This is a genomic window from Pseudomonas sp. P1_F1_2 (genome assembly GCF_056405815.1).
Map to the genome: position 1 here is coordinate 22,986 of NZ_JBFUBK010000008.1, position 22,659 is coordinate 45,644.

A 22,659-nucleotide genomic window follows, 5' to 3' on the forward strand; every position below is an offset into this window, starting at 1 on the left:
ACCACAAACCCTTGCGCCAGTACATGCCCTTGCGGACGGCTGGGTTCGGTCCAATCAACGGCTTTGAGGCCTTGCTGACGGGGCTTTCAGGGTTGCGAGTGTGCCTGTGGCAGACATCGATCCAACGTTATGTAGTGCGCGCTGCGGCATACTACATGATGAATTGCGCTTGTGAAAATTAGACTAATTACGTCGTTCTGCGACCCCATGACGCATTGCAGTCACGGTGTGGTACTGGATGTTCTCAAAAAACCATAAGATTGTTCCAGTTAAATATAAAAAGTTGTACACGATTTGTGGTTTTCAGTTCATTCAGCGGTGCCTTCAATCGCGGGCAAGCCCGCTCCCACAGGGACTGCGCATGACGCTGTGGGAGCGGGCTTGCCCGCGATAAGGTCAGTCGATACACCATTGATTCTGGATCTGGCCAACCCTTGCCTATACTTGGTTTTCCATAACAAAAGTCATGACAAGAGGGCTGCGCCATGGACCACCTCGTACTCACAGTATTCGCTCCGGACAAGCCTGGGCAGGTCGAGCGCATCGCCCAGTGCATTGCCGAACACGGGGGCAATTGGCTGGAAAGCCGCATGTCGCGCATGGCAGGACAGTTCGCCGGAATTCTTCGGGTGGGCGTGCCGGCCGAGGCCTACGATGAACTGGTGGATGCCTTGCAAGCGTTGTCTGCCCAAGGCATTCGTGTACTGATTGCCGAAAGTGGCATCGAGCAGTCCTGCACCTGGAAACCCATTGCGATGGAATTGGTGGGCAATGATCGTCCGGGCATCGTTCGCGACATCACGCGTCTGTTGAGCGAGCAGGGGGTGAACCTGGAACGGCTAGTGACCGAAGTGAGGCCGGCACCGATGAGCAGCGAGCCGTTGTTTCACGCTGAAGCGATTCTCGCGGTGCCGCTGACATTGTCGCTGGACGTGTTGCAGTCGCGCCTGGAAACCCTGGCGGACGATTTGATGGTTGAACTGGTGCTGCGCAGTGAGCCCTGACCGGGTTATCCGGGAAGGTTATCCAAGTTAAACGTGCACCCACCTGTGGATAACCTGTAGAGACAGCCCGCTAGCCCACGCCGGCCGGGCTTCTTCAGTATCTGATCAAAAAACCATCAGTTTCAACGAGTTGCACACAAACGGCGGGGATCACGCTGTGGATAACCTTGGGAAGGATCGATGCAGGCCAATAGGGCCGTGGCCTGCAGAGGTTTGTGTGTTTTTTGATCAGCTGCGGCGGCGCAAACTTATCCACGCATCGACGCTATAAACCGCAAGACCTGCCCAGATAAAGATGAACGCGACCAGCGTGCTGGATGACAAGTGTTCGCCAAACAGCAGAACGGCTTGCAACAGCACCAGTGTCGGCGCCAGGTATTGGAGAAATCCTAACGTCGTGTAAGGCAAATGCCGTGCGGCGGCGTTGAAACACACCAGCGGCACCAGCGTGACCGGGCCGGCGGCGACCAGCCACCAGGCTTCAGAGGTGGTCCAGAACTCGGGTTGGGCGCTGGCCGCCGTCGGGTTGAACAGCAGCCACGCAACAGCAATCGGCACCAGCATCCAGGTTTCCACCACCAGACCGGGCAATGCCTTGACCGGCGCCTGCTTACGGATCAATCCGTAGAACCCGAACGTCAGCGCCAACACCAGCGACACCCAGGGCAGGCTGCCGACTTGCCACACCTGCTGCGCCACGCCAACCGCCGCCAAACCCACGGCCAGCCACTGCATGCGCCGTAGCCGTTCGCCGAGGATCAACATCCCCAGCAACACGTTCACCAGCGGGTTGATGTAGTAACCGAGGCTGGCCTCGAGCATCCGCCCGTTGTTCACCGACCACACGTAGGTCAGCCAGTTGGCCGCAATCAGCGTGCCACTGAGGGCGAGGATCGCCAGGCGTTTGGGGTTGTCTCGCAGTTCGCGCCACCAGCCGGGATGTTTCCAGACCATCAGCAACAAGGCACCGAACAGCGCGGACCACAGCACGCGATGGATGATGATTTCCACGGCGGGCACGTTGGCAATGGCTTTGAAGTAGAGCGGGAAAAGTCCCCAAATGATGTAGGCACTCAGGCCCAGAATGTACCCGCGACGCGGGTTGGCAGCTTGCATGCAGAATCCTTGCTTAGGCAGCTAACGAAGAGGGATTGTAAGGAGATTTGTCTACGAATGTCCTGCCTGAATAGGTTGGGCAATTGTGAACACTCAACCCTGTGGGAGCGAGCTTGCTCGCGATGGCGGCGATTCAATCAGCACATCAGTGACTGATGGATTGCTATCGCGAGCAAGCTCGCACAGGGTTTCTAGGTGGGTCAGAAAAGTTTAAGGGGTTCTTCGTTCAGGGCTGCGAGTTGCTCGCGCAATGCCAGCACCTGGTCGCCCCAATACCGCTCGCTGCCAAACCACGGAAAGCTGTGCGGGAACGCCGGGTCGTCCCAGCGACGGGCGAGCCAGGCGCTGTAGTGCATCAGGCGCAAGGCGCGCAGTGGCTCGATCAACGCCAGTTCCCGAGGATCAAAGTCGTGAAACTCGTTGTAGCCGTCCATCAGTTCCGACAGCTGCCCGAGGCATTCCTGGCGGTCACCGGCCAGCATCATCCAGATGTCTTGCACCGCCGGGCCCATGCGGCAGTCATCGAGGTCGACGATGTGGAACATTTCGTCGCGGCACATCATGTTGCCGGGGTGGCAATCACCGTGCATGCGAATGTTCTGGTGCGGCGTGTTGCTGTAGGCATCTTCCACACGCTTGAGCAGGTCGCGGGCCACCGATTCGTAGGCCGGCAGCAAACTCTTGGGGATGAAATTGCCTTCGAGCAAGGTGGTCAGCGAGTCGTGGCCGAAGTTCTTCACACCCAGCGCTTCACGGTGGTCGAACGGTTTGGTTTTGCCGACGGCGTGCAGGCGACCGAGCAATTGACCCAGGCGATAGAGTTGATCGAGATTTCCCGGCTCCGGCGCGCGGCCACCACGGCGGGGGAACAGGGTGAAACGAAAGCCGTTGTGCTCGTGCAGGCTGGCGCCGTTGTGAATCATCGGGGCGACTACCGGTACGTCGCATTCGGCGAGTTCGAAGGTGAACTGGTGCTCTTCGAGAATCGCTTCGTTGGTCCAGCGCTGCGGACGGTAGAACTTGGCGATCAGCGGCTCGCCATCTTCGATGCCGACCTGATAGACACGGTTCTCGTAACTGTTGAGCGCCAGAATGCGCGCGTCACTGAGAAAGCCAATACTTTCGACGGCATCGAGCACGAGGTCTGGGGTGAGGGTTGCAAACGGGTGGGCCATGCTGACTCCTGCGCGCAGCAGGCTGCCGCGTCCGGCCAAGCATGGTAGCGCAGACGGGGCTTCTTTAGGGGGATCGTTCCCACGCTCTGCGTGGGAATGCAGCCAGGGACGCTCCGCGTCCTCAGAAGCGGACGCGGAGCGTCCGGTGAGGCATTCCCACGCAGAGCGTGGGAACGATCATCTGCGTGATCGATAATCAGGCGCCGACGATCCCGCCATCTTCCCGGGAAATCGCCATCACCGAAGACCGCGGTTTGCCATTGGGCAAATGCTCCGGGAATGTCGAACCGCCATTTTCCCCCGGATGCTGAATGCCGACAAACAAGGTCTTTTGATCCGGTGAGAAGCTGATCCCGGTGACTTCGCAGCCAATCGGCCCGACCATGAAGCGGCGAATCTCCCCGGTCACCGGGTCGGCACACAGCATCTGGTTGTTGCCCATGCCCGCAAAATCACCGGCATTGCTCGAATCGCCGTCGGTGAGAATCCACAAGCGTCCAGCTTTGTCGAACCCCAGGCCATCCGGGCTATTGAACATGTTCTGCGGCGTGATGTTCGACGATCCGCCCTTCGGCGTGCCGGCATGAACACCCGGATTGCCGGCGACCACAAACAGGTCCCAGGCGAAGCTATTGGCGGCATGATCGTCGCGGTCGGTGCGCCAGCGCAGGATCTGCCCGTACACGTTCTTCTCACGCGGGTTCGGTCCACCCACTGGTTGGCCGTCCTCGCCGCGTTTGGCGTTGTTGGTCAGGGTGCAATAGACCTGGCCATCCTTGGGGCTGACGACGATCCATTCCGGGCGGTCCATGCGCGTGGCTTTCACCACGCTGGCGGCGAGGCGTGTGTGGATCAGCACCTCGGCCTGGTCGGCGAAGCCGCTGCTGGCGTCGATACCGTTTTTGCCGTGGGTCAGCTCGACCCATTCGCCCTGGCCCTTCGGGTGATCGGCATTGCCGTCGCCGGCGTCGAAGCGCGCGACGTACAGCGTGCCGTGATCCAGCAGGTCGCGGTTGGCCTTGGGGTTTTTGTGGTTGATCTTGTCGCGGCTGACGAACTTGTAGATGAACTCGCCGCGTTCGTCGTCGCCCATGTACACCACGGCGCGGCCGTCATGGGTTTCAGCCAGCGCGGCGTTCTCATGCTTGAAGCGGCCCAAGGCCGTGCGCTTGACCGGCGTCGATTGCGGATCGAACGGGTCAATCTCCACCACCCAGCCGTGACGATTGAGTTCGTTCGGGTTTTTCGCCAGGTCGAAACGCGCGTCGTGCGGGTGCCAGTTGATCTCTTTGCTGGTCGCCACCGCGCCGTAGCGTTTCTGCGCGGCGTCGAATTTTTGCTCGGCATTGCTGCTGCCGAAGCAGTCGGTGAAGTTCTCTTCACAGGTCAGGTACGTGCCCCACGGCGTCTTGCCGTTGGCGCAGTTCTGAAAGGTGCCGAGGACATTTTTGCCCTGTGGGTCGGCGCTGGTTTTCAGCAGTTCATGGCCGGCGGCCGGGCCACTCAGGGTGATCGGTGCGTTGCCGTGAATGCGTCGGTTGTAGCGCGAGCCCTGGACGAATTGCCATTGGCCGTTCTTGCGCTGCACTTCGATCACCGACACGCCTTCGCAGGCCAGCGCCTTGCGCACTTCTTCGGCCGATTGTGGCATGCCGCCGTGCGCGTAGAGGTAGCGATAGTTGGTGTATTCGTTGTTGATTGCCATCAGCGCCCGGTCTTTCTCACCGGGAAACTCGAACAGGCTCATGCCGTCATTGTTGTCGCCGAACTGGAGTTCCTGCTGTTCGGCCGTGCCATTGCCACTGGGGTCGAAGGCCGGGCCGTTTTTGTGCAGGGGCTGGCCCCAACTGATCAGCACCGAGGATTTGTAACCCGCGGGAAGGGTGATGGCGTCGCTGGTGGCGGCGGGGATGCTGTCAAAGCCCAACAGTTTGCTGGTGCCTGCGCTGACGCTCGTGGCCAGCACGCTACGGCTCAGCAGGTTTCCACCGAGGAACATCGCCGCACCGCAGAGGGCTCCGGCGCTGATGAAACCACGACGGCTGAGGCCGACCATTTTTTCGAGGTCGGTGGATTGGTTTTCTTCTAATAGGCTCACATCAGGCTCCCTGCGGGTTTTTGCAGTCACCTTAATGAGCCTCCGTGACGTTTTTGTTTCAGAGCGGAGTGCCCAACAGGATATTGGACGGCGAACATTGCACCCGTACCGGTTTGTCGATGGCAAGCCCCAGGGTTCTCAAGTGCAGCGGTTCGGCCAGCGCGCACAGCGTATGGCCATTAGGCAGGCCGATGCGCACTTCGCTGGGGCCGTCTTCGGCGTCGAGAATTTCTTCGATAATGCCGTTCAAGCAGTTGTTGCCGGGTGTTTCCTGCTGGTCGATGCCCAGCAGGTCCAGCCAACCGGCCTTGATCAATGCGACCACCTCGGTGCCGATTTCCAACTCCAGGCGCAGGGTGCTATCGTGGGTAATCTGCGCATCAATGTTCAAGCCTTCGGCCAATTCAAGACGGATCAGGTCATTGCGCCCCTGAGCTTCGATCTCCACAACCTTGCCATGCAGTTGATTACGCGCGCTGGTCCTGAGCATCAGGCGGCCGAGCAAGTCCAGATCGCTGGCGTCTTCGGCCGCCTCCAGCACTTGGGCCTGCAGGGCTTGCAGCTTTTGGTAAAGGCGCAACACACGCAGGCCTTCGCTGGAGAGTTTGGCGCCCCCGCCGCCTTTGCCACCGACACTGCGCTCCACCAGCGGCTTCTGCGCCAGGTTGTTCAGTTCGTCGATCGCATCCCATGCGGCCTTATAGCTCAGGCCCGCACTTTTCGCGGCACGGGTGATCGAGCCTTGTTCGGCGATGTGTTGCAGCAACGCAATGCGCTGCGGACGACGGACAATGTGCTGGGACAACAAGGTTGGCAAGGACATGGCAAGGCGCTTTGGGCTGTGACGATTGGAAAGACGTTGGCCGCTTGGGGCGCGGGAGTCAAGTCAGGCCACGTCGCCAGGTTTGGGTGTTCGGGCCAGGCAGTAGACATCAACCCGTGCGGCGCCAGCCTCCATTAACAACCGGGCGAGGGCTTGCGCCGTCGCACCGGTGGTCAGCACGTCGTCCACCAAGGCCAGATGACGGCCCTTGATGTGCGCGCCGGGTGTCAGGGCGAAGGCATGGCGAAGGTTCTTTTTGCGGGCATCGGCATTCAAATCCTGCTGCGCGCTGGTGTCTTGAATCCGCAACAGCAGCGTTTCGTCGCAAGGGATGTCGAGGTTGGCGCCGAGCCAGCGGGCGAGCATCGCGGCTTGATTGAAGCCCCGTTGACGCAAGCGTTTAGCGGCCAGCGGTACGGGGACGAGCGCGTCAGGTCGATTCAGGTCTTCATCGAAGCGATGTTGCAGGAACTGCGCGAGAAGTTCGCCGAGCAGGCGGCCGAATGGCCACTTTGCCGAGTGCTTGAAGCGTGTGATCAACGTGTCCAGCGGAAAGCTGTAAGTCCAGGGTGTGGCCACTCGCTCGAAGGCGGGCGGGTGTTCCTGGCACTGGCCGCAGGTCAGCCCGGCGCCGGTCAAGGGCAGGGCACAGGTTTGGCAGTGATCGCCAAGCCAGGGCAGTTCCGTTTCGCAGGCCATGCAAATCGGGATGTGTTCATCGGCCGGTTCAGCGCAGAGCAAACAGTGCTGATTGTTTTTTAACCAGATGTAAACCGCCCCTTCGTAACGTGGTTGACAGCGCATGAGTCTTCCTTAAATATGCCGAACATCCGTGTCGCGTCTGTGGGTATTCCGTCCCCAGTCGCTTGCCAAGCATAAAACAAAGGAAACGCCCATGAGCGCCAGCACCACTGCAACCCTGCGTCATGACTGGTCTTTGGCCGAAGTCAAAGCACTCTTCGTTCAGCCATTCAATGACCTGTTGTTCCAGGCGCAGACGGTGCACCGTGCGCATTTCGACGCCAACCGCGTCCAGGTTTCCACGCTGCTGTCGATCAAGACCGGCGCCTGCCCTGAAGATTGCAAATATTGCCCGCAGTCCGGTCACTACAACACCGGCCTGGAAAAAGAAAAGTTGATGGAAGTACAGAAGGTCCTCGAAGAGGCCGCTCGCGCCAAGGCCATCGGGTCGACCCGTTTCTGCATGGGCGCCGCGTGGAAGCATCCGTCGGCCAAAGACATGCCTTACGTGCTGAAGATGGTCGAAGGTGTGAAAGCCCTGGGCCTGGAAACCTGCATGACCCTGGGTCGCCTGGATCAGGACCAGACCGAAGCGCTGGCCAAGGCCGGCCTCGACTACTACAACCACAACCTCGACACCTCGCCGGAGTTCTACGGCAGCATCATCACCACCCGCACCTACGGCGAGCGCCTGCAAACCCTGGCCTACGTGCGTGATTCGGGGATGAAGATCTGCTCGGGCGGCATCCTTGGCATGGGCGAGTCCCTTGATGACCGCGCCAATCTGCTGATCCAGTTGGCCAACCTGCCAGAGCATCCGGAATCGGTGCCGATCAACATGCTGGTGAAAGTCGCCGGGACGCCGCTGGAAAATGCGGAAGACGTCGACCCGTTCGATTTCATCCGCATGCTCGCCGTCGCCCGCATCCTGATGCCGCAATCCCACGTGCGTTTGTCCGCTGGCCGCGAAGCGATGAACGAGCAGATGCAGGCCCTGGCGTTCTTCGCTGGCGCCAACTCGATTTTCTATGGCGAAAAACTGCTGACCACTGCCAACCCGCAAGCCGACAAGGACATGCAACTGTTCTCGCGCCTGGGGATTCTGCCGGAAGCGCGCGAAGAACACGCCGACGAGGTGCATCAAGCCGCCATCGAGCAAGCGCTGGTTGAGCAGAAGAGCAGCGAGATGTTCTATAACGCAGCTGTTTAAGTCCTTTGCCTTGTAGGAGCAAGGCTTGCCCGCGATGAAAACGCCTCGGTCGGCCTGAATGACTGCGGCGCTCTTATCGCGAGCAAGCTTTGCTCCTACGGGGGCTGTACCCCATTCCTACTCGCGAGGCCTGCATGTCTTTCGATCTCGCCGCACGCCTTGCTGCCCGTCGTGCCGAAAACCTCTACCGCCAGCGCCCGCTACTCGAAAGCCCTCAAGGCCCGGAAGTGGTGGTCGATGGTCAACCGTTGCTCGCGTTCTGTAACAACGACTACTTGGGCTTGGCCAATCACCCGCAAGTGATCGAAGCCTGGCGCGCCGGTGCGGCTCGTTGGGGCGTCGGTGGCGGGGCGTCGCACTTGGTGATCGGCCACAGCACGCCGCATCACGCGCTGGAGGAGGCCTTGGCTGACCTGACCGGCCGTCCGCGTGCGTTGTTGTTCACCACCGGTTACATGGCCAATCTCGGTGCAGTCACGGCCTTGGTCGGGGCGGGTGATACGGTGCTGGAGGATCGACTCAATCACGCCTCGTTGCTGGATGCCGGTTTGCTGTCCGGCGCGCGCTTCAACCGCTATCTGCACAACGACGCGGTCAGTCTGGCCAAGCGGCTGGAGAAGGCCACCGGTAATACGCTGGTGGTCACCGACGGTGTATTCAGCATGGACGGCGACATCGCCAATCTGCCGGCGCTGGCGCTCGAAGCCAAGGCCAAAGGCGCCTGGCTGATGGTCGATGACGCGCACGGGTTCGGGCCGCTAGGCGCCAATGGCGGTGGGATCGTCGAGCATTTTGGCCTGAGTCAGGAAGAGGTACCGGTTCTGGTGGGCACACTGGGCAAGGCATTCGGCACGGCCGGGGCCTTTGTTGCTGGCAGTGACGAGTTGATCGAAAGCCTGATCCAGTTCGCCAGACCCTACATTTACACCACCAGCCAGCCACCGGCGCTGGCCTGCGCGACGCTGAAAAGCCTCGAACTGCTGCGCACCGAACACTGGCGGCGTGAGCATCTGAAGGTGCTGATTCGTCAGTTCCGCCAGGGTGCCGAGCAGATTGGCCTGGAACTGATGGACAGTTTCACGCCGATCCAGCCGATCATGATCGGCGATGCCGGGCGTGCGGTACGGCTGTCGCAGATGTTGCGCGAGCGCGGTCTGATGGTGACCGCGATCCGTCCGCCGACCGTGCCGGCTGGCAGCGCCCGCTTGCGGGTGACCCTGACCGCCGCTCATAGCGAGGCACAGGTGCAGCGCTTGTTGAATGGACTGGCCGATTGTTTTGCACTTTTGAAATCGGAGCCAAGCCATGCGTGACCGACTGATTCTGCTGCCCGGATGGGGCCTCGGGATTTCGCCGCTGGAACCCTTGGCGGCAGCCTTGCGTGGGCTGGATGAGCATCTGCGGGTCGAGATCGAGCCGTTGCCGGAACTGGAATCGAGTGATCTTGACGAGTGGCTCGATGAGCTGGATTCGACCGTGCCGCAAGACGCCTGGCTCGCAGGCTGGTCCTTGGGTGGCATGCTCGCGGCGGAGCTGGCGGCGCGTCGAGGCGATCGCTGCTGCGGTTTACTGACGCTGGCGAGCAATCCTTCGTTTGTTGCCCATGAGCAATGGCCGAGCGCGATGCCCGCCGAGACGTTCGAGGCGTTTCTGGCCGGCTGCCAGGCAGATCCACGCCTGACGTTGAAACGGTTTTCGTTGCTGTGTGCGCAAGGCGCGCAAGACCCTCGCGGTCTTTCCCGGTTACTGCTCGGTGGTGCGCCGCATTCCACTGCTTCGGTTTTGGCGGCCGGTCTGGAAGTCCTTGCACAACTGGATACTCGCCAGGCTTTGCAGGCATATCGCGGTCCACAATTTCATTTGTTCGCCGGCCTCGACGGCCTGGTTCCGGCCGAAGCCGCAGGGGATTTGCTGACGCTGCTGCCGGATGTCGAAATTGGTCTGATTGAACAGGCCAGTCATGCGTTTCTTCTGGAAGACCCCCACGGTGTGGCGGGGGCGATTCAGGCCTTTTTGCACGAGTCCGGTGATGACTGATTTATCCCTTCCCAATCTGCCCGGCGGTTTGCCTGACAAGCGCCAGGTGGCAGCGTCCTTTTCTCGCGCGGCAGCGAGCTATGACAGCGTGGCCGAATTGCAACGCGATGTTGGCAGCCAGTTGTTGAGTCGCTTGCCGGGTGATTTTGTCCCGGGTCGCTGGCTGGACCTGGGCTGCGGCACCGGTTATTTCAGTCGTGCGTTGAGCGAGCGTTTTCCGGCCGGTCAGGGTGTCGCCCTCGACATTGCCGAAGGCATGCTCAATCACGCGCGGCCATTGGGTGGGGCGACCCATTTCATCGCGGGCGATGCCGAGCGCTTGCCGCTCCAGGATTCGACCTGCGATTTGATCTTCTCCAGCCTTGCCGTGCAGTGGTGCGCTGATTTTGAGTCGGTGCTTCGCGAGGCGCACCGGGTGCTGAAACCAGGGGGTATTTTCGCGTTTGCTAGTCTTTGTGTAGGGACGTTGTTTGAACTGCGTGACAGCTGGCGTCAGGTCGATGGCATGGTCCACGTCAATCGCTTCCGCGAGTTGGGTGTTTATCAGCAGTTGTGTGCTGCCAGTGGCTTGAAGACTGTCAGCCTGCAAACGCGTCCTCATGTATTGCATTACCCGGATGTGCGCAGCCTGACCCATGAACTGAAGGCATTGGGTGCGCACAACTTGAACCCAGGGCGGCCGGGTGGTTTGACTGGCCGTGCGCGGATCCTCGGTTTGATCGAGGCGTATGAGCAATTTCGCCAGGCCGAAGGTTTGCCGGCGACTTACCAGGTGGTCTACGCCGTGTTGGAGAAACCTTTATGAGCGCAGCCTATTTCATCACCGGCACTGACACTGACGTTGGCAAGACCACCGTTGCTGCGGGTTTGTTGCATGCCGCGCGATCCGCGGGCCTGAGCACGGCAGCGGGCAAGCCGGTTGCCTCTGGCTGCGACGTGACGCCCAAGGGGTTGCGTAATGCCGATGCGTTGGCGTTGTTGGCCGAGTGTTCGTTGCCGTTGACGTATGCCCAGGTCAATCCACTCGCGTTCGAGCCGGCCATCGCTCCACACCTGGCCGCACGGGAGGCCGGCGTGGCATTGACCGTGCAGTCGCTGTTGACGCCCATGCGCGAGATTCTCGATATGCAGGCGGATTTCACCCTGATCGAAGGGGCGGGCGGCTGGCGCGTGCCGTTGGCGGATCAGGACAATCTGTCTGACCTGGCGATGGCGCTGGGTTTGCCGGTCATTCTGGTGGTCGGTGTGCGGCTGGGTTGCATCAACCATGCGCTGTTGACGGCCGAGGCGATTGCTCAGGATGGGTTGCAGCTGGCGGGTTGGGTGGCCAATATCATCGATCCGAAAACCTCACGGTTGGAGGAAAACCTCGCCACGCTCGCCGAGCGGATTCCCGCGCCCTGCCTGGGGCGAGTACCGAGGCTCAAGTCGATCACGGCTGAATCCGTGGCGGAACATTTGCAACTGGATCTGCTGGACTAGGTTTTACCTATGACAAGGCACTGTGCCATTAGTGTTTTTGTCGGGCCTTTTGCCATCAGGTCTGGTTCAATGGCCACCATTGATCCCTTGCAGGACGAGTTCTCCCATGGAAATCTCAGGTAACACCGCTTTTTATGCTGGTCTGAGCACTATTCAGACAGGGCAGAACCGCGTCGATCAAGCTTCCGGGCAGATCGCCAGCAACACCATTGAGCGTTCGGTTACCAGCCAGTCCTCCGAGGCTCAGGTTGATCGTCTGCGTTCGGTTGATCGCAGCCAGCAATCTGACCTGGCCAGCAACGTAATCGATCTGGCCCAAGGCAAATTTCAGGTTGAAGCGGGCGCCAAAGTCGCCAAGGCTTCGGACGAAATGCTCGGCACGTTGATCGATACATTCGCTTGATTCCCCGCTGAATCCGCTTCATCGACGCCGCGATTTTTCGCGGCGTTTTTCTGCGTAAGTCCTTCTCGCTCAACTAATCTTTTCTACACGCCGCGGTGTTTATTCAGCGCTCGTACGCTGCTGCGTGTCCGGCAGATCGGTGAGGTGATGACGAACGGCCAAAGATCGACGCTTGACAAGAATTAGGCGTAAACGTATGTTTCAAACAACTGTTTGACCGTCACAACAAATCAACACGGTCGTTCATTCCCGGTTACATCAGCAGAGGTTTATCGCTATGCCTGACTACAAGGCCCCCTTGCGTGATATTCGCTTCGTTCGTGACGAATTGCTCGGCTACGAAGCGCACTATCAGAGCCTTCCGGCTTGCGCAGACGCAACTCCGGACATGGTTGACGCCATTCTCGAAGAAGGCGCCAAGTTTTGTGAGCAGGTACTGGCGCCGCTGAACCGCGTGGGCGACACCGAAGGCTGCACCTGGAGCGAGTCCGGCGTTAAAACGCCGACTGGCTTCAAAGAAGCCTACAAACAATTCGTCGAAGGCGGCTGGCCTAGCCTGGCCCACGACGTAGAGCACGGTGGCCAAGGCCTGCCAGAGTCTCTGGGTCTGGCTGTGAGCGAAATGGTTGGCGAAGCCAACTGGTCGTGGGGCATGTACCCAGGCCTGTCGCACGGCGCGATGAACACCATTTCCGAACACGGCACGCCTGAGCAACAAGACGCGTACCTGACCAAACTGGTTTCCGGTGAGTGGACCGGCACTATGTGCCTGACCGAACCGCATTGCGGCACCGACCTGGGCATGTTGCGCACCAAGGCCGAACCTCAGGCCGACGGTTCCTACAAAGTCTCCGGCACCAAGATCTTCATCTCGGCCGGTGAACACGACATGGCCGACAACATCGTCCACATCGTACTGGCTCGCCTGCCGGATGCACCGGCTGGCACCAAAGGTATCTCGCTGTTCATCGTTCCAAAGTTCATGCCGAACGCAGACGGTTCGATCGGCGCACGCAACGCAGTAAGCTGTGGTTCCCTGGAACACAAGATGGGCATCCACGGTAACGCCACTTGCGTGATGAACTTCGACGCGGCCACCGGTTTCCTGATCGGCCCGGCGAACAAAGGCCTGAACTGCATGTTCACCTTCATGAACACCGCACGCCTGGGCACCGCGCTGCAAGGTCTGGCCCACGCCGAAATCGGCTTCCAGGGTGGCTTGAAATACGCTCGCGATCGTCTGCAAATGCGTTCGCTGACTGGCCCGAAAGCGCCGGACAAGGCTGCCGACCCGATCATCGTTCACCCAGATGTACGTCGCATGCTGTTGACCATGAAGGCATTCGCCGAAGGCAACCGCGCGATGGTTTACTTCACCGCCAAGCAAGTCGACATCGTCAAGTACGGCGTGGATGAAGAAGAGAAGAAGAAAGCCGACGCACTGCTGGCCTTCATGACCCCAATCGCCAAAGCGTTCATGACCGAAGTCGGTTTCGAATCCGCTAACCATGGCGTGCAAATCTACGGCGGCCACGGCTTCATCGCCGAGTGGGGCATGGAGCAGAACGTTCGCGACAGCCGCATTTCGATGCTGTACGAAGGCACCACCGGTATTCAGGCACTCGACCTGCTGGGCCGCAAAGTGTTGATGACGCAAGGCGAGGCCCTAAAAGGCTTCACCAAAATCGTCCACAAGTTCTGCCAGACCAACGAAGGCAACGAAGCGGTTCAAGAGTTCGTCGCACCACTGGCTGCATTGAACAAAGAATGGGGCGAGCTGACCATGAAGGTCGGTATGGCGGCCATGAAGGATCGCGAAGAAGTCGGCGCGGCCTCCGTGGACTACCTGATGTACTCCGGTTACGCCTGCCTGGCCTACTTCTGGGCTGACATGGCGCGTCTGGCTGCCGAGAAACTGGCTGCCGGTACTTCCGAAGAGGCTTTCTACACCGCCAAGCTGCAGACTGCGCGCTTCTACTTCCAGCGCATCCTGCCGCGTACCCGCACTCACGTTGTCACCATGCTGTCGGGCGCTAACAACCTGATGGACATGAAAGAAGAGAACTTCGATCTGGGCTACTAAGGCCTAAACGCAGTCCTTAAAAAACCGCCGCCCCGAAAGGGGCGGCGGTTTTTTTTTGCGCTGAGGTCAGGCCTTGATCACCATGGCGTCGGATCCAGGGGGCCGACGCCAGTCGGGGTGCTCACGCCTTCGCCGTTACGTATGAACGGCAGATGCCAGAAGTCGTTAGGCACCACAGGATCGCCAGGCTTGACGCCTTCCGGAAAGATGAACTCAAACACCGGCGCCACATACTGTCCGGCAATCAGTCCATTGGCGACGGTCAGCCTGCCCGCATTCTGGATGCAACTGTCCACGGCGGTCTGGGACAAGCTCTGCTGTGGAACGCAAAGTGACCGCGCAACGACGCGCAAGGTACGTGTCGGCTGGCTAAGTAGCCCTGCGGGCGATTTGGTCGCACGTAATCTGGCGCGTTGTGGCTGAGGACCCGTGTTCTGTGTGGTAATACCACCCGAGGCTCCCAGGCAACTGGCCGCAAGGCCCAGCGCAGGGTTGCATTCACCCGTCATCTCATAGGGTGTAACCCAGCGATTGGTTTGCACACCTGTCGATGGATTGACATCTATCAGATAGATGTCGACCGGGGTCTTGATGTCGGTGGTCGAGGCTTCAAGGAAAATCCGGTCCTGCGTCTCCTGGGCTACTCCGCTGATGGCTGTTGCAGCCGGGTCGGCCGTACCGATGCCAAACTCCCCGATAGCCATGTAGCTGGGCTGCGAACCAGGCTGAGTGTAGATCCCGACATTCGCCTCGATCGTGTGTGCAGAGACGAAGTCCGGGGCTCCCGTTGTGGCTGACTTGAACAAAGTACCGGACCAGCTGATGAAGTCGCCGACTTCGAAGGGGGCCTGTTGAGTCGGATCGGGGTCCGTCGCCGTGCGTGTAGCATCGCTGAATCTCTTCATGACGTACTGGCTGCAATAGACCTGCCCCACCGCTGGCCCTGAGAGTTCCCCACTGGCCGGAGGCGCAACACCGGCCTGGCTGAAATTGCGGCAGTTGTTGGTCGTGGTCGGGGTGACCACTTTTGGCCGGTTTTTCTGTGGGCAGAGCGCATCGTCCCCGGAAATCGTGCGCGGCACGCACATCGGGTAGCCGGTGGCGGCATGGATGGTCGGGTTGGCATCATCGACGGAGAAGCGTGGGTCGGGGCTTTGGGCACGGCCAAAACGTCCGTTCGGGTCGTTGATCTGAATAATCGTGGGTTGCGTCGGGTTCCCGCTGTCAACTTCGAGGTTGCCGTTGGTGTAGTCGATCCGGGTGATGAAACCGTTACCCGCGTTGACTGATTGCTGGGAGACAAAGATCAGCCCGGCAATCTGCTTGTTGGAGACGTTATTGCCTACCACATGGATCTCGAACGAGGGATAAGCCGCCGCTGATTTTCCGAGCGCCAGGGTTCCACCCCTGACGAAGTCGGCCCAGGTCAGGGTGTTGGCCGGCATCTGCATAACGGTGTTGCAAGGGACAACAATCGTGACGCCGTTCAACTGGACAGTCCCTCCGAAGCGGCCCGGGTCGCTGGTACTGGGGCAATTCGAATTGGTGGTGTCCAGGGTCATGTTTTGGATAAAACCGGTAACGTCAAACCCATTAATCGCAGTCGGGTTTGTAAAAATCGGATCGGGCAGTGTGGGTGTCGTGAACGGCGAGGGCAAACCCGGGGGCTTGGCAGTCCCGCCACCACCGCCGCCACCACCGCCACCGCCAGCTCCGTTTTTGGCAAATGCATCTCCGCCACCACTAATGGCCAGTGCGACAGCGACGGCACTGGCGAGCAGAACTTGGCGACTGAAGATGCCGTTGAATCGTTTGTGAGGCAGCGGCGGTATGGCGAGCGTTTTTTCGTACAAAGATAAGCTCATGGCTCACTCCAGTATCTTGCAAGACCAATTGCCGGCCAATCGAGATCGTAGATCTGCTGATGCGCTGAATCCTGCGCAAGAAAAACGCAAAGCCGTGAGTGTCGAATTTGGGCTCGATCCAGCGGAATAAGTGCCTGTGTACGGTCGACACTTGCCGTTCGGATGTTTTCACCTGCGTTGCGTCGGCCGGTTACGGACGCACGCGAGAGACATTTCCTTGAGCCTGAGGCGTACAAAGCAGTTGTCGTGCCTGTTTTGAAACAATTAGACACAAACAGTCGCCAGCGCACTCGGAATGCGGGCTGCGCGGCCAAGGATGGTATTGCGCACAACACTACCGAATTAATACCCACCAACATAGGGGGGGATATATACCCAAGTTCGGGAGTGTGTGAGGTGAAGTTTAAGTGTTCGCTGGGGGAGTTCGGTCCTAAGTACTGAATGAGAAATGTTGTCTATATCTACTCCGGGCGGAATGATATTGCAAGAAAAAAATATTTAAGTATTAGTCGTGAAGTTTTTGTTTTGATATTAAATAAAAGCCATAGCTCGCGCAGTGTAACTTGTACACGCGCGGAGTTTATATTTTATGAATGTTTATCCCCCCCTGATGACCTAGTTTGTAAGCGGGGCGTAAATGAATTTAGTTCCATGGAAGTGTGGTGAGCAATTGCTATGCCAGGCTGGTAAGTAATAATCATGGAGAATATTTTCCTTTATATTCATTGGCTTGTGATTGTTTGTGTAAGCCGGTGTTGGCATGTATTGGGGGATTGCACCCAGTAATGGGGGAAGTTCACCATGTTTGAGGTATGTCTGTAGTCGTTGTTGGTATGTGGTGTCGGGTGTGTTTGCAAGGCATTTCTATTTGTATTGATTTAAATAAAAATATTGATTTTTTTGTTACTGAATTTTTTTGTTACAGCTAGAGTTGGGTTAAGCGCACCCGTCGGTGCGACAGAGCAATGTCTTAATCAAACCTGAGCCAAGAGAGCACTTTGCCAGTTAAGCGTCGCCTTGCCCGAGCCATTTCGAGTGGTGTAACTAATCGTGCAAGCAGCAAGATTTATGGCGATGAGTTCATCTCGCAACAGGATAATCCCGGAGCTTGGCTACTCCGCACTGAATCGAGAATGTCATGATGTTTAAGTACTTGGACCTCTTTCGAATCACCCGTTTAGCCTGTGCGATGGCGGGGGCTCTTTTGACCATCGGTCTACCGGTCGCGAGTGCCTGGGCCGCTGACCCGGTAGCGGTCGATCCGCCCGTACTGGACGTGCCCACTCTGCAATCGCTGCGTGGACTGCTCCCGCCCGACCCGTCGGGAACCGAAGGCGGGCGCAAAGTCGACCTCATGACTGACTACGTGCTCAATCGCTCTGCGGCGGTTCTCTTGGGCAAAGCGCTGTTCTGGGACATGGAGATCGGCAGTGACGGTTCGACGGCTTGTGCCTCCTGCCACTTCCACGCGGGTGTTGATCACCGCACCACCAACCAGATCAACCCCGGTCAGGCGAATACTAACGCGAACGTTTCGTCGATCTTCAACAAGCCGTTCACCGCCTCGGACATTCCAGGCGACGTGCCGAGCTACACCACCAAATCAGGAGGCAAGGGCGGCCCGAATTACCTGCTGAAGAAAGACGACTTTCCGACCCATGTATTGGCTGATCCGATGGATCGCAATTCGGCGATTGTCTATTCGACTGACGATGTGATCGGGTCCCAGGGCGTATTCGACGCCAACTTCGTCAAACCCCATCAGGCACGTTTCGACAAGTGCATTCAGCAACCGGACGGCATCTTCCAGGTAGGTGGCATCAATGTTCGCCGCAGCACCGGGCGCAACGCACCCACGGTGATCAATGCCGCGTTCAACGTGCGTAACTTTTGGGATGGCCGCGCCAATAACGTCTTCAACGGCTTCTCTCCATTTGGCAATCGCGATCCTGACGCCGGGATTTTCGTGACCAGCGATCGCAGTGGCGTGGCGACCAAAGTCAGACTGGCGCTCAAGGATGCTTCCGCCGCTTCGCAAGCGGTAGGGCCTCCCGGCAGTCCGGTGGAAATGTCCTGCGGCGGTCGTACGTTCGCCGACATTGGCCGACGCATGCTCGACACCTTGATGCTCAAGCAACAGCGGATTTCCTCTACCGATTCGGTACTGGGGCCAGTGTCCAGCGCCCGCCGGCCGACCTACCGTGAGCTGATCAAGAACGCGTTCCAGCCGCGCCTGTGGAATGCCACGCAGCAGGTCTCGCTGGGTGGTGCGCCATACACCCAGATGGAGGCGAACTTCCCGCTGTTCTTCGGGCTGGCGATTCAGATGTATGAGTCCACGCTGATCTCGGACCAGGCGCCGTTGGATGCCTATTTGCAGGGCGATCATACGGCCATGAACGACCAGCAGGTCCAGGGCATGAATCTGTTCCTGGGCAAGGGCAAGTGCATCAGTTGCCATGGTGGTGCGGAGTTGACCAACGCCGGCAGCCGGTTGCTGTTCCATCCTCGGGAACGGATCGAGCGCATGGTGATGGCCGACAACCTGACCACGCTGTATGACAACGGCTTCTACAACACCGGGGTGCGTCCAACGTCGGAAGACCTGGCGCTCGGTGGCTCGGATGCCTGGGGCAATCCATTGTCCTTCACTCGCGAGTACAACACCGTACTCCAGGGCGGCCAGATCCCTGACCCGCTGGAGGTCGATGTGTGCACCTTCGAAGCGCTTTTGAGCCCGGCGATCCCTTGTGATGCGACGCTCAAGCCGAATGTCGGTTTTCGCGACGCGGTCGATGGCGCCTTCAAGACGCCGACTCTGCGTAACATCGCGTTGACCGGACCGTATTTCCACAACGGCAGTCGCGCGACGCTGCGTCAGGTCATGGAGTTCTACAACCGTGGCGGCGACCGGCGTGGTGAGGATGCCAGCAACACCAGTGGCTTCGACCACCCAGCGGTCAATCAGCACAACGGCTCAAACCTCGACCCGGACATGACTCGGCTGAACCTCACCCCGGATGAAGTGGATGCGCTGGTCAAATTCATGGAAGTCGGACTGACCGATCCTCGGGTCGCATGGGAACGGGCGCCGTTTGATCATCCGTCGCTGGTGCTGGCACAGGGCGAAAAGGGTGATGAAAACTCCGTCGGGCAAAAGCCGGCGAGTCCGAAGATCACTACCCGACAAGCGCAGGATGCCGAAATCCAGCTCAAACCGGTCGGTGCTGAAGGTCGCCCAAGTCTGGAGGGGCCGCTGCAACCGTTCAACAACGACCTGTAATCATATTTCCCTTTACGTCACTGGCGGCTGATGCTCGCCAGTGACGCTTTTTTGTAAATACCGCAGTATTTCACTCAGCAAATCGGGGTTTCTGCCGTTACAGTTGGTGGGCACAATGCCATCTATTTGTCGTGACGGTCGGAGCTTTACCCTTGCCGCGTTCTTCCGCTGTGCGTTTCAGCCATTTCCTACCGTCGATACTGCTCTTGCTTGCGGGACTTGCGGCTGCCTATATCAAGGAATTGAACGTTTTCTTCACCTCGCTGTTCAACGTGCTACCGACTCTGGTGCTGTTGCTCGGCGGTGCGTACTGCGCGGTTTATCGACGTCAGCGTGAGCTGTTTCTGATGGTCACGGTGTACATCGCCTACTTTCTGCTCGACACCCAAACCGACTACTACCGCGACAACGGCAAAGTCCGTGATGACGCAGCAGTGGTTTTCCACCTGTGTTGCCTGTTGCTGCCGCTGATGTTTGGCGTATTCGCCGCCTGGCAGGAACGCACACACTTGTTTCAGGACATGGTGGCGCGCTTTGCTGTGTTGCTGGCCGTCGGCAGTGTGGCGTTGGGGCTGGAGCAAAGTTACCCACAAGCCTTGCTGATATGGCTGTCCGAAATCCGCTGGCCGGCGCTGCATGGCGCCTGGATGAGCCTGATCCAGCTGTCCTATCCGGTGTTCATCGCCTCGTTCTTGCTGCTGAGCTGGCAATACTGGCGTAACCCAAGACCTTTGCATGCGGCTCAACTGGTCGGTTTGCTCGGTTTGTTCTGGGCACTGCCGAAAACCTTCATTCTGCCGTTTACCCTCAACATCATGTGCAGCCAGGTGATGTTGATGATTGCGGCGGCGGTCGCCCACGAAGCCTATCAAATGGCCTTCCGTGACGAACTCACCGGCCTGCCGGGTCGTCGTGCCTTGAACGAGCGGATGCAGCGGCTGGGGCGTAATTACGTGCTGGCGATGAGCGACGTCGATCACTTCAAGAAATTCAACGATACCCATGGTCATGATGTGGGTGACCAGGTGCTGCGCCTGGTGGCCAGCAAACTGTCGAAAATTGGCGGAGGCGGTAGGGCGTATCGCTACGGCGGTGAGGAATTTGCGCTGGTGTTTGCAGGCAAGACGCTCGAAGAGTGCATGCCGCACCTGGAAGTCATTCGTGAATCCATCGCCACCTACAGTATTCAGCTGCGCAATCAGGACAACCGCCCTCAGGACGATCAGCAGGGACGTCAGCGCCGCTCGGGCCCCGGCGCGTCCAGTGTGTCGGTCACCGTCAGCATCGGCGTCGCCGAACGCGTGGATCAGCGCACCCCCGAAAAGGTCCTCAAGTCCGCGGACGAAGCGCTCTACAGCGCCAAGGGCGCCGGGCGAAACTGTGTGGTGGCATTCGGTCAGACGCGTCGTGGCGCCGTGCGAATGGACGCCGCTGCGGGTTGAGTGATGATGGCGCATTCAGCGTCTGGACTGTGATTGTTCGGCGTGGTGGGCGGCAGTAGGTTTGAAGCATCTGCTGACGGAGAAACGACCATGCCTGAGTACAAAGCTCCCCTGCGCGACATGCGCTTTCTGATTGACCACGTCTTCGACTTTCACGCCAATTACGCCGCGCTGGGTGCCACTGAGGCCAGTCCGGACATGGTCAACGCGATCCTCGAAGAAGGTGCGAAATTCTGCGAGAACGTGCTTGCGCCATTGAATCGCAGCGGCGACGAAGAGGGCTGCCATTTCGACAATGGCGTGGTAACGACGCCTACAGGCTTCAAGCAAGCTTTCGCACAATACGTTGAAGGGGGCTGGCATGGTCTGGCGGCTGATCCGGCTTACGGCGGGCAAGGCTTGCCAAGTTCCCTGGGCCTGGTCATCAGCGAAATGGTCGGTTCCAGCAACACCTCGTGGGGCATGTACCCGGGATTGACCCATGGTGCGATGTCCGCGATCCACGCCCACGGCACCGAAGAACAGAAGCAGACCTACCTGAGCAAACTTACCGCTGGCCAGTGGACAGGCACCATGTGCCTGACCGAAGCCCATTGCGGCACCGGCCTGGGCATCATCAAGACGCGGGCCGTGCCGTCAACCGATGGCAGCTATGCAATCTCCGGAAGCAAGATTTTCATCTCGGCCGGCGAGCACGACATGAGTGACAACATCATTCATCTGGTGCTGGCGAAACTGCCGGATGCGCCGACAGGCACCCGAGGCATTTCGCTGTTTATCGTGCCTAAATTCCTGCCCGGTGGCGACGGAGAGGCGGGCGAACGCAACGCTGTTTCCTGCGGCTCTATCGAACACAAAATGGGCATCAAGGCATCGGCCACTTGTGTGCTGAACTTCGATGGCGCCAAAGGCTTCTTGATCGGGGAGCCGAACAAGGGCCTGAACTGCATGTTCACCATGATGAACCACGCACGCCTCGGCACCGGGATGCAGGGGTTGTGTCTGGGGGAGGCGAGCTTTCAGGGCGCCATCAAGTACGCTAACGATCGCTTGCAAATGCGCTCGCTGACCGGCCCGAAAGCGCCAGAAAAAGCCGCCGATCCGATCATCGTGCATCCTGACGTGCGCCGGATGTTGCTGACCATGAAAGCCTTCAACGAAGGCAACCGCGCGTTGACTTACTTCACCGCGCAATTGCTGGACGTGGCGCACTTGAGCCCGGATGAAACCGCACGCCAGGACGCCGAAGACCTGTTGGCCTTTTTGACGCCAATCTGCAAAGCCTTCATGACTGATACCGGGCTGGAGGTGACCAACCACGGCATGCAAGTGTTTGGCGGGCACGGCTTCATTCGTGAATGGGGCATGGAGCAATTGGTTCGCGATTGCCGGATTGCGCCGATCTACGAGGGGACCAATGGCATTCAGGCGTTGGACTTGCTCGGGCGCAAAGTGCTCGGCAGTCAGGGCAAGCTGCTGCGTGGCTTCACCAAAATCGTGCACACATTCTGCGCGGCGAACGCTGGGCATCCGCAGCTCGCCAGCTATGTGGCGCAGCTCAACGAGCTGAATCAGCAGTGGGGCGAACTGACCACCAAGGTCGGCATGGCAGCGATGAAGAATGCGGACGAAGTGGGCGCGGCATCAGTGGATTATTTGATGTACAGCGGTTACATCATCCTTGGCTATCTCTGGCTGCGCATGGCACTGGTGGCTCAGGCGCAACTCGATGCGGGTAGCGGTGATGCCGATTATTGTCAGGGCAAGCTGGCGACCAGCGAGTTTTACTTCAAGCGCTTGTTGCCGCGTACGGCGGCTCATCGCGCGGCGATAGAGGCTGGGAGTGATTGCCTGATGAAGCTGCCGGCAGCGCTGTTCGCACTTTAGTCTTTTAAAT

At 59.0% G+C, this 22,659-nt stretch carries 17 protein-coding genes; 11 read left to right on the forward strand and 6 right to left on the reverse strand.

The genetic code is table 11. The features are described from left to right. Window positions 1–485: 485 nt before the first annotated feature. The gene (locus tag AC1D2P_RS03905; protein WP_046029919.1) at window positions 486–1,004 is read left to right on the forward strand and encodes a glycine cleavage system transcriptional repressor; all 519 of its coding nucleotides are present in this window, start codon (window positions 486–488) and stop codon (window positions 1,002–1,004) included. A 228-nt stretch (window positions 1,005–1,232) separates the two neighbouring features. On the opposite strand, the gene rarD is transcribed toward AC1D2P_RS03905, so the two are convergent. The 5 genes from rarD to AC1D2P_RS03930 form a co-directional block, all read right to left on the reverse strand. Then, window positions 1,233–2,120 (reverse strand): EamA family transporter RarD, encoded by an 888-nt coding sequence (gene rarD, locus AC1D2P_RS03910; RefSeq protein WP_046029920.1) that lies wholly within the window; start codon window positions 2,118–2,120, stop codon window positions 1,233–1,235. A 200-nt stretch (window positions 2,121–2,320) separates the two neighbouring features. Beyond that, window positions 2,321–3,295, reverse strand: a complete 975-nt coding sequence (locus AC1D2P_RS03915; RefSeq protein WP_109785573.1) for a serine/threonine protein kinase — start codon at window positions 3,293–3,295, stop codon at window positions 2,321–2,323. Between the two features lie 196 nt (window positions 3,296–3,491). Continuing rightward, complete coding sequence (locus tag AC1D2P_RS03920) at window positions 3,492–5,393, reverse strand: PhoX family protein (RefSeq protein WP_109785572.1); 1,902 nt, start codon at window positions 5,391–5,393, stop codon at window positions 3,492–3,494. A gap of 58 nt (window positions 5,394–5,451) precedes the next feature. Next, complete coding sequence (locus tag AC1D2P_RS03925) at window positions 5,452–6,216, reverse strand: TOBE domain-containing protein (protein ID WP_046029923.1); 765 nt, start codon at window positions 6,214–6,216, stop codon at window positions 5,452–5,454. A gap of 63 nt (window positions 6,217–6,279) precedes the next feature. After that, the gene (locus AC1D2P_RS03930) at window positions 6,280–7,020 is read right to left on the reverse strand and encodes a ComF family protein (RefSeq protein ID WP_109785571.1); all 741 of its coding nucleotides are present in this window, start codon (window positions 7,018–7,020) and stop codon (window positions 6,280–6,282) included. 91 nt (window positions 7,021–7,111) lie between these two features. Between AC1D2P_RS03930 and bioB the strand changes: the two genes are divergently transcribed. The 7 genes from bioB to AC1D2P_RS03965 all read left to right on the forward strand — a co-directional run bounded on the left by bioB (window position 7,112) and on the right by AC1D2P_RS03965 (window position 14,172). Continuing rightward, window positions 7,112–8,167: a biotin synthase BioB gene (bioB, locus tag AC1D2P_RS03935; protein WP_109785570.1), complete on the forward strand. Its 1,056-nt coding sequence runs from the start codon at window positions 7,112–7,114 to the stop codon at window positions 8,165–8,167. A gap of 134 nt (window positions 8,168–8,301) precedes the next feature. Further along, the gene (bioF, locus tag AC1D2P_RS03940) at window positions 8,302–9,480 is read left to right on the forward strand and encodes an 8-amino-7-oxononanoate synthase (RefSeq protein WP_077431158.1); all 1,179 of its coding nucleotides are present in this window, start codon (window positions 8,302–8,304) and stop codon (window positions 9,478–9,480) included. Further along, window positions 9,473–10,204: an alpha/beta fold hydrolase gene (locus AC1D2P_RS03945; RefSeq protein WP_109785569.1), complete on the forward strand. Its 732-nt coding sequence runs from the start codon at window positions 9,473–9,475 to the stop codon at window positions 10,202–10,204. Before bioF ends, AC1D2P_RS03945 begins: the two co-directional genes overlap by 8 nt. After that, the gene (bioC, locus tag AC1D2P_RS03950; RefSeq protein WP_077431159.1) at window positions 10,197–11,009 is read left to right on the forward strand and encodes a malonyl-ACP O-methyltransferase BioC; all 813 of its coding nucleotides are present in this window, start codon (window positions 10,197–10,199) and stop codon (window positions 11,007–11,009) included. Before AC1D2P_RS03945 ends, bioC begins: the two co-directional genes overlap by 8 nt. After that, window positions 11,006–11,686, forward strand: coding sequence for a dethiobiotin synthase (gene bioD, locus AC1D2P_RS03955; protein WP_046029933.1), 681 nt, complete (start codon window positions 11,006–11,008; stop codon window positions 11,684–11,686). The genes bioC and bioD overlap by 4 nt, the downstream gene beginning before the upstream one ends. A 106-nt stretch (window positions 11,687–11,792) precedes the next feature. Continuing rightward, entirely contained in the window at window positions 11,793–12,089 is a 297-nt protein-coding gene (locus tag AC1D2P_RS03960) for a hypothetical protein (protein ID WP_046029934.1), read from the forward strand. 277 nt (window positions 12,090–12,366) lie between these two features. Next, window positions 12,367–14,172 (forward strand): phenylacyl-CoA dehydrogenase, encoded by a 1,806-nt coding sequence (locus AC1D2P_RS03965; protein WP_046029935.1) that lies wholly within the window; start codon window positions 12,367–12,369, stop codon window positions 14,170–14,172. Between the two features lie 77 nt (window positions 14,173–14,249). On the opposite strand, the gene AC1D2P_RS03970 is transcribed toward AC1D2P_RS03965, so the two are convergent. Beyond that, window positions 14,250–16,037 (reverse strand): hypothetical protein, encoded by a 1,788-nt coding sequence (locus tag AC1D2P_RS03970; protein WP_109785568.1) that lies wholly within the window; start codon window positions 16,035–16,037, stop codon window positions 14,250–14,252. A gap of 1,189 nt (window positions 16,038–17,226) precedes the next feature. Here AC1D2P_RS03970 and AC1D2P_RS03975 point away from each other — a divergent pair. The 3 genes from AC1D2P_RS03975 (at window position 17,227) to AC1D2P_RS03985 (ending at window position 22,649) form a co-directional block, all read left to right on the forward strand. Further along, a complete protein-coding gene (locus tag AC1D2P_RS03975; RefSeq protein WP_046030063.1) occupies window positions 17,227–19,320 on the forward strand; it encodes a cytochrome-c peroxidase in 2,094 nt (697 codons plus the stop codon). Window positions 19,321–19,472: 152 nt separating this feature from the next. After that, the gene (locus AC1D2P_RS03980; protein WP_109785567.1) at window positions 19,473–20,762 is read left to right on the forward strand and encodes a GGDEF domain-containing protein; all 1,290 of its coding nucleotides are present in this window, start codon (window positions 19,473–19,475) and stop codon (window positions 20,760–20,762) included. Between the two features lie 90 nt (window positions 20,763–20,852). Continuing rightward, the gene (locus AC1D2P_RS03985) at window positions 20,853–22,649 is read left to right on the forward strand and encodes an acyl-CoA dehydrogenase C-terminal domain-containing protein (protein WP_477757412.1); all 1,797 of its coding nucleotides are present in this window, start codon (window positions 20,853–20,855) and stop codon (window positions 22,647–22,649) included. Window positions 22,650–22,659: the final 10 nt, after the last annotated feature.

Excerpts from the sequence above, each read along its gene's own strand:
- bioB (WP_109785570.1), top strand. The coding sequence starts at position 7,112 with ATGAGCGCCAGCACCACTGCAACCCTGCGTCATGACTGGTCTTTGGCC.
- AC1D2P_RS03945 (WP_109785569.1), top strand. The coding sequence starts at position 9,473 with ATGCGTGACCGACTGATTCTGCTGCCCGGATGGGGCCTCGGGATTTCG.
- AC1D2P_RS03905 (WP_046029919.1), top strand. The coding sequence starts at position 486 with ATGGACCACCTCGTACTCACAGTATTCGCTCCGGACAAGCCTGGGCAG.
- AC1D2P_RS03930 (WP_109785571.1), bottom strand. The coding sequence starts at position 7,020 with ATGCGCTGTCAACCACGTTACGAAGGGGCGGTTTACATCTGGTTAAAA.
- rarD (WP_046029920.1), bottom strand. The coding sequence starts at position 2,120 with ATGCAAGCTGCCAACCCGCGTCGCGGGTACATTCTGGGCCTGAGTGCC.
- bioF (WP_077431158.1), top strand. The coding sequence starts at position 8,302 with ATGTCTTTCGATCTCGCCGCACGCCTTGCTGCCCGTCGTGCCGAAAAC.
- AC1D2P_RS03915 (WP_109785573.1), bottom strand. The coding sequence starts at position 3,295 with ATGGCCCACCCGTTTGCAACCCTCACCCCAGACCTCGTGCTCGATGCC.
- AC1D2P_RS03965 (WP_046029935.1), top strand. The coding sequence starts at position 12,367 with ATGCCTGACTACAAGGCCCCCTTGCGTGATATTCGCTTCGTTCGTGAC.
- bioD (WP_046029933.1), top strand. The coding sequence starts at position 11,006 with ATGAGCGCAGCCTATTTCATCACCGGCACTGACACTGACGTTGGCAAG.
- AC1D2P_RS03925 (WP_046029923.1), bottom strand. The coding sequence starts at position 6,216 with ATGTCCTTGCCAACCTTGTTGTCCCAGCACATTGTCCGTCGTCCGCAG.
- bioC (WP_077431159.1), top strand. The coding sequence starts at position 10,197 with ATGACTGATTTATCCCTTCCCAATCTGCCCGGCGGTTTGCCTGACAAG.
- AC1D2P_RS03975 (WP_046030063.1), top strand. The coding sequence starts at position 17,227 with ATGGCGGGGGCTCTTTTGACCATCGGTCTACCGGTCGCGAGTGCCTGG.
- AC1D2P_RS03960 (WP_046029934.1), top strand. The coding sequence starts at position 11,793 with ATGGAAATCTCAGGTAACACCGCTTTTTATGCTGGTCTGAGCACTATT.
- AC1D2P_RS03985 (WP_477757412.1), top strand. The coding sequence starts at position 20,853 with ATGCCTGAGTACAAAGCTCCCCTGCGCGACATGCGCTTTCTGATTGAC.
- AC1D2P_RS03970 (WP_109785568.1), bottom strand. The coding sequence starts at position 16,037 with ATGAGCTTATCTTTGTACGAAAAAACGCTCGCCATACCGCCGCTGCCT.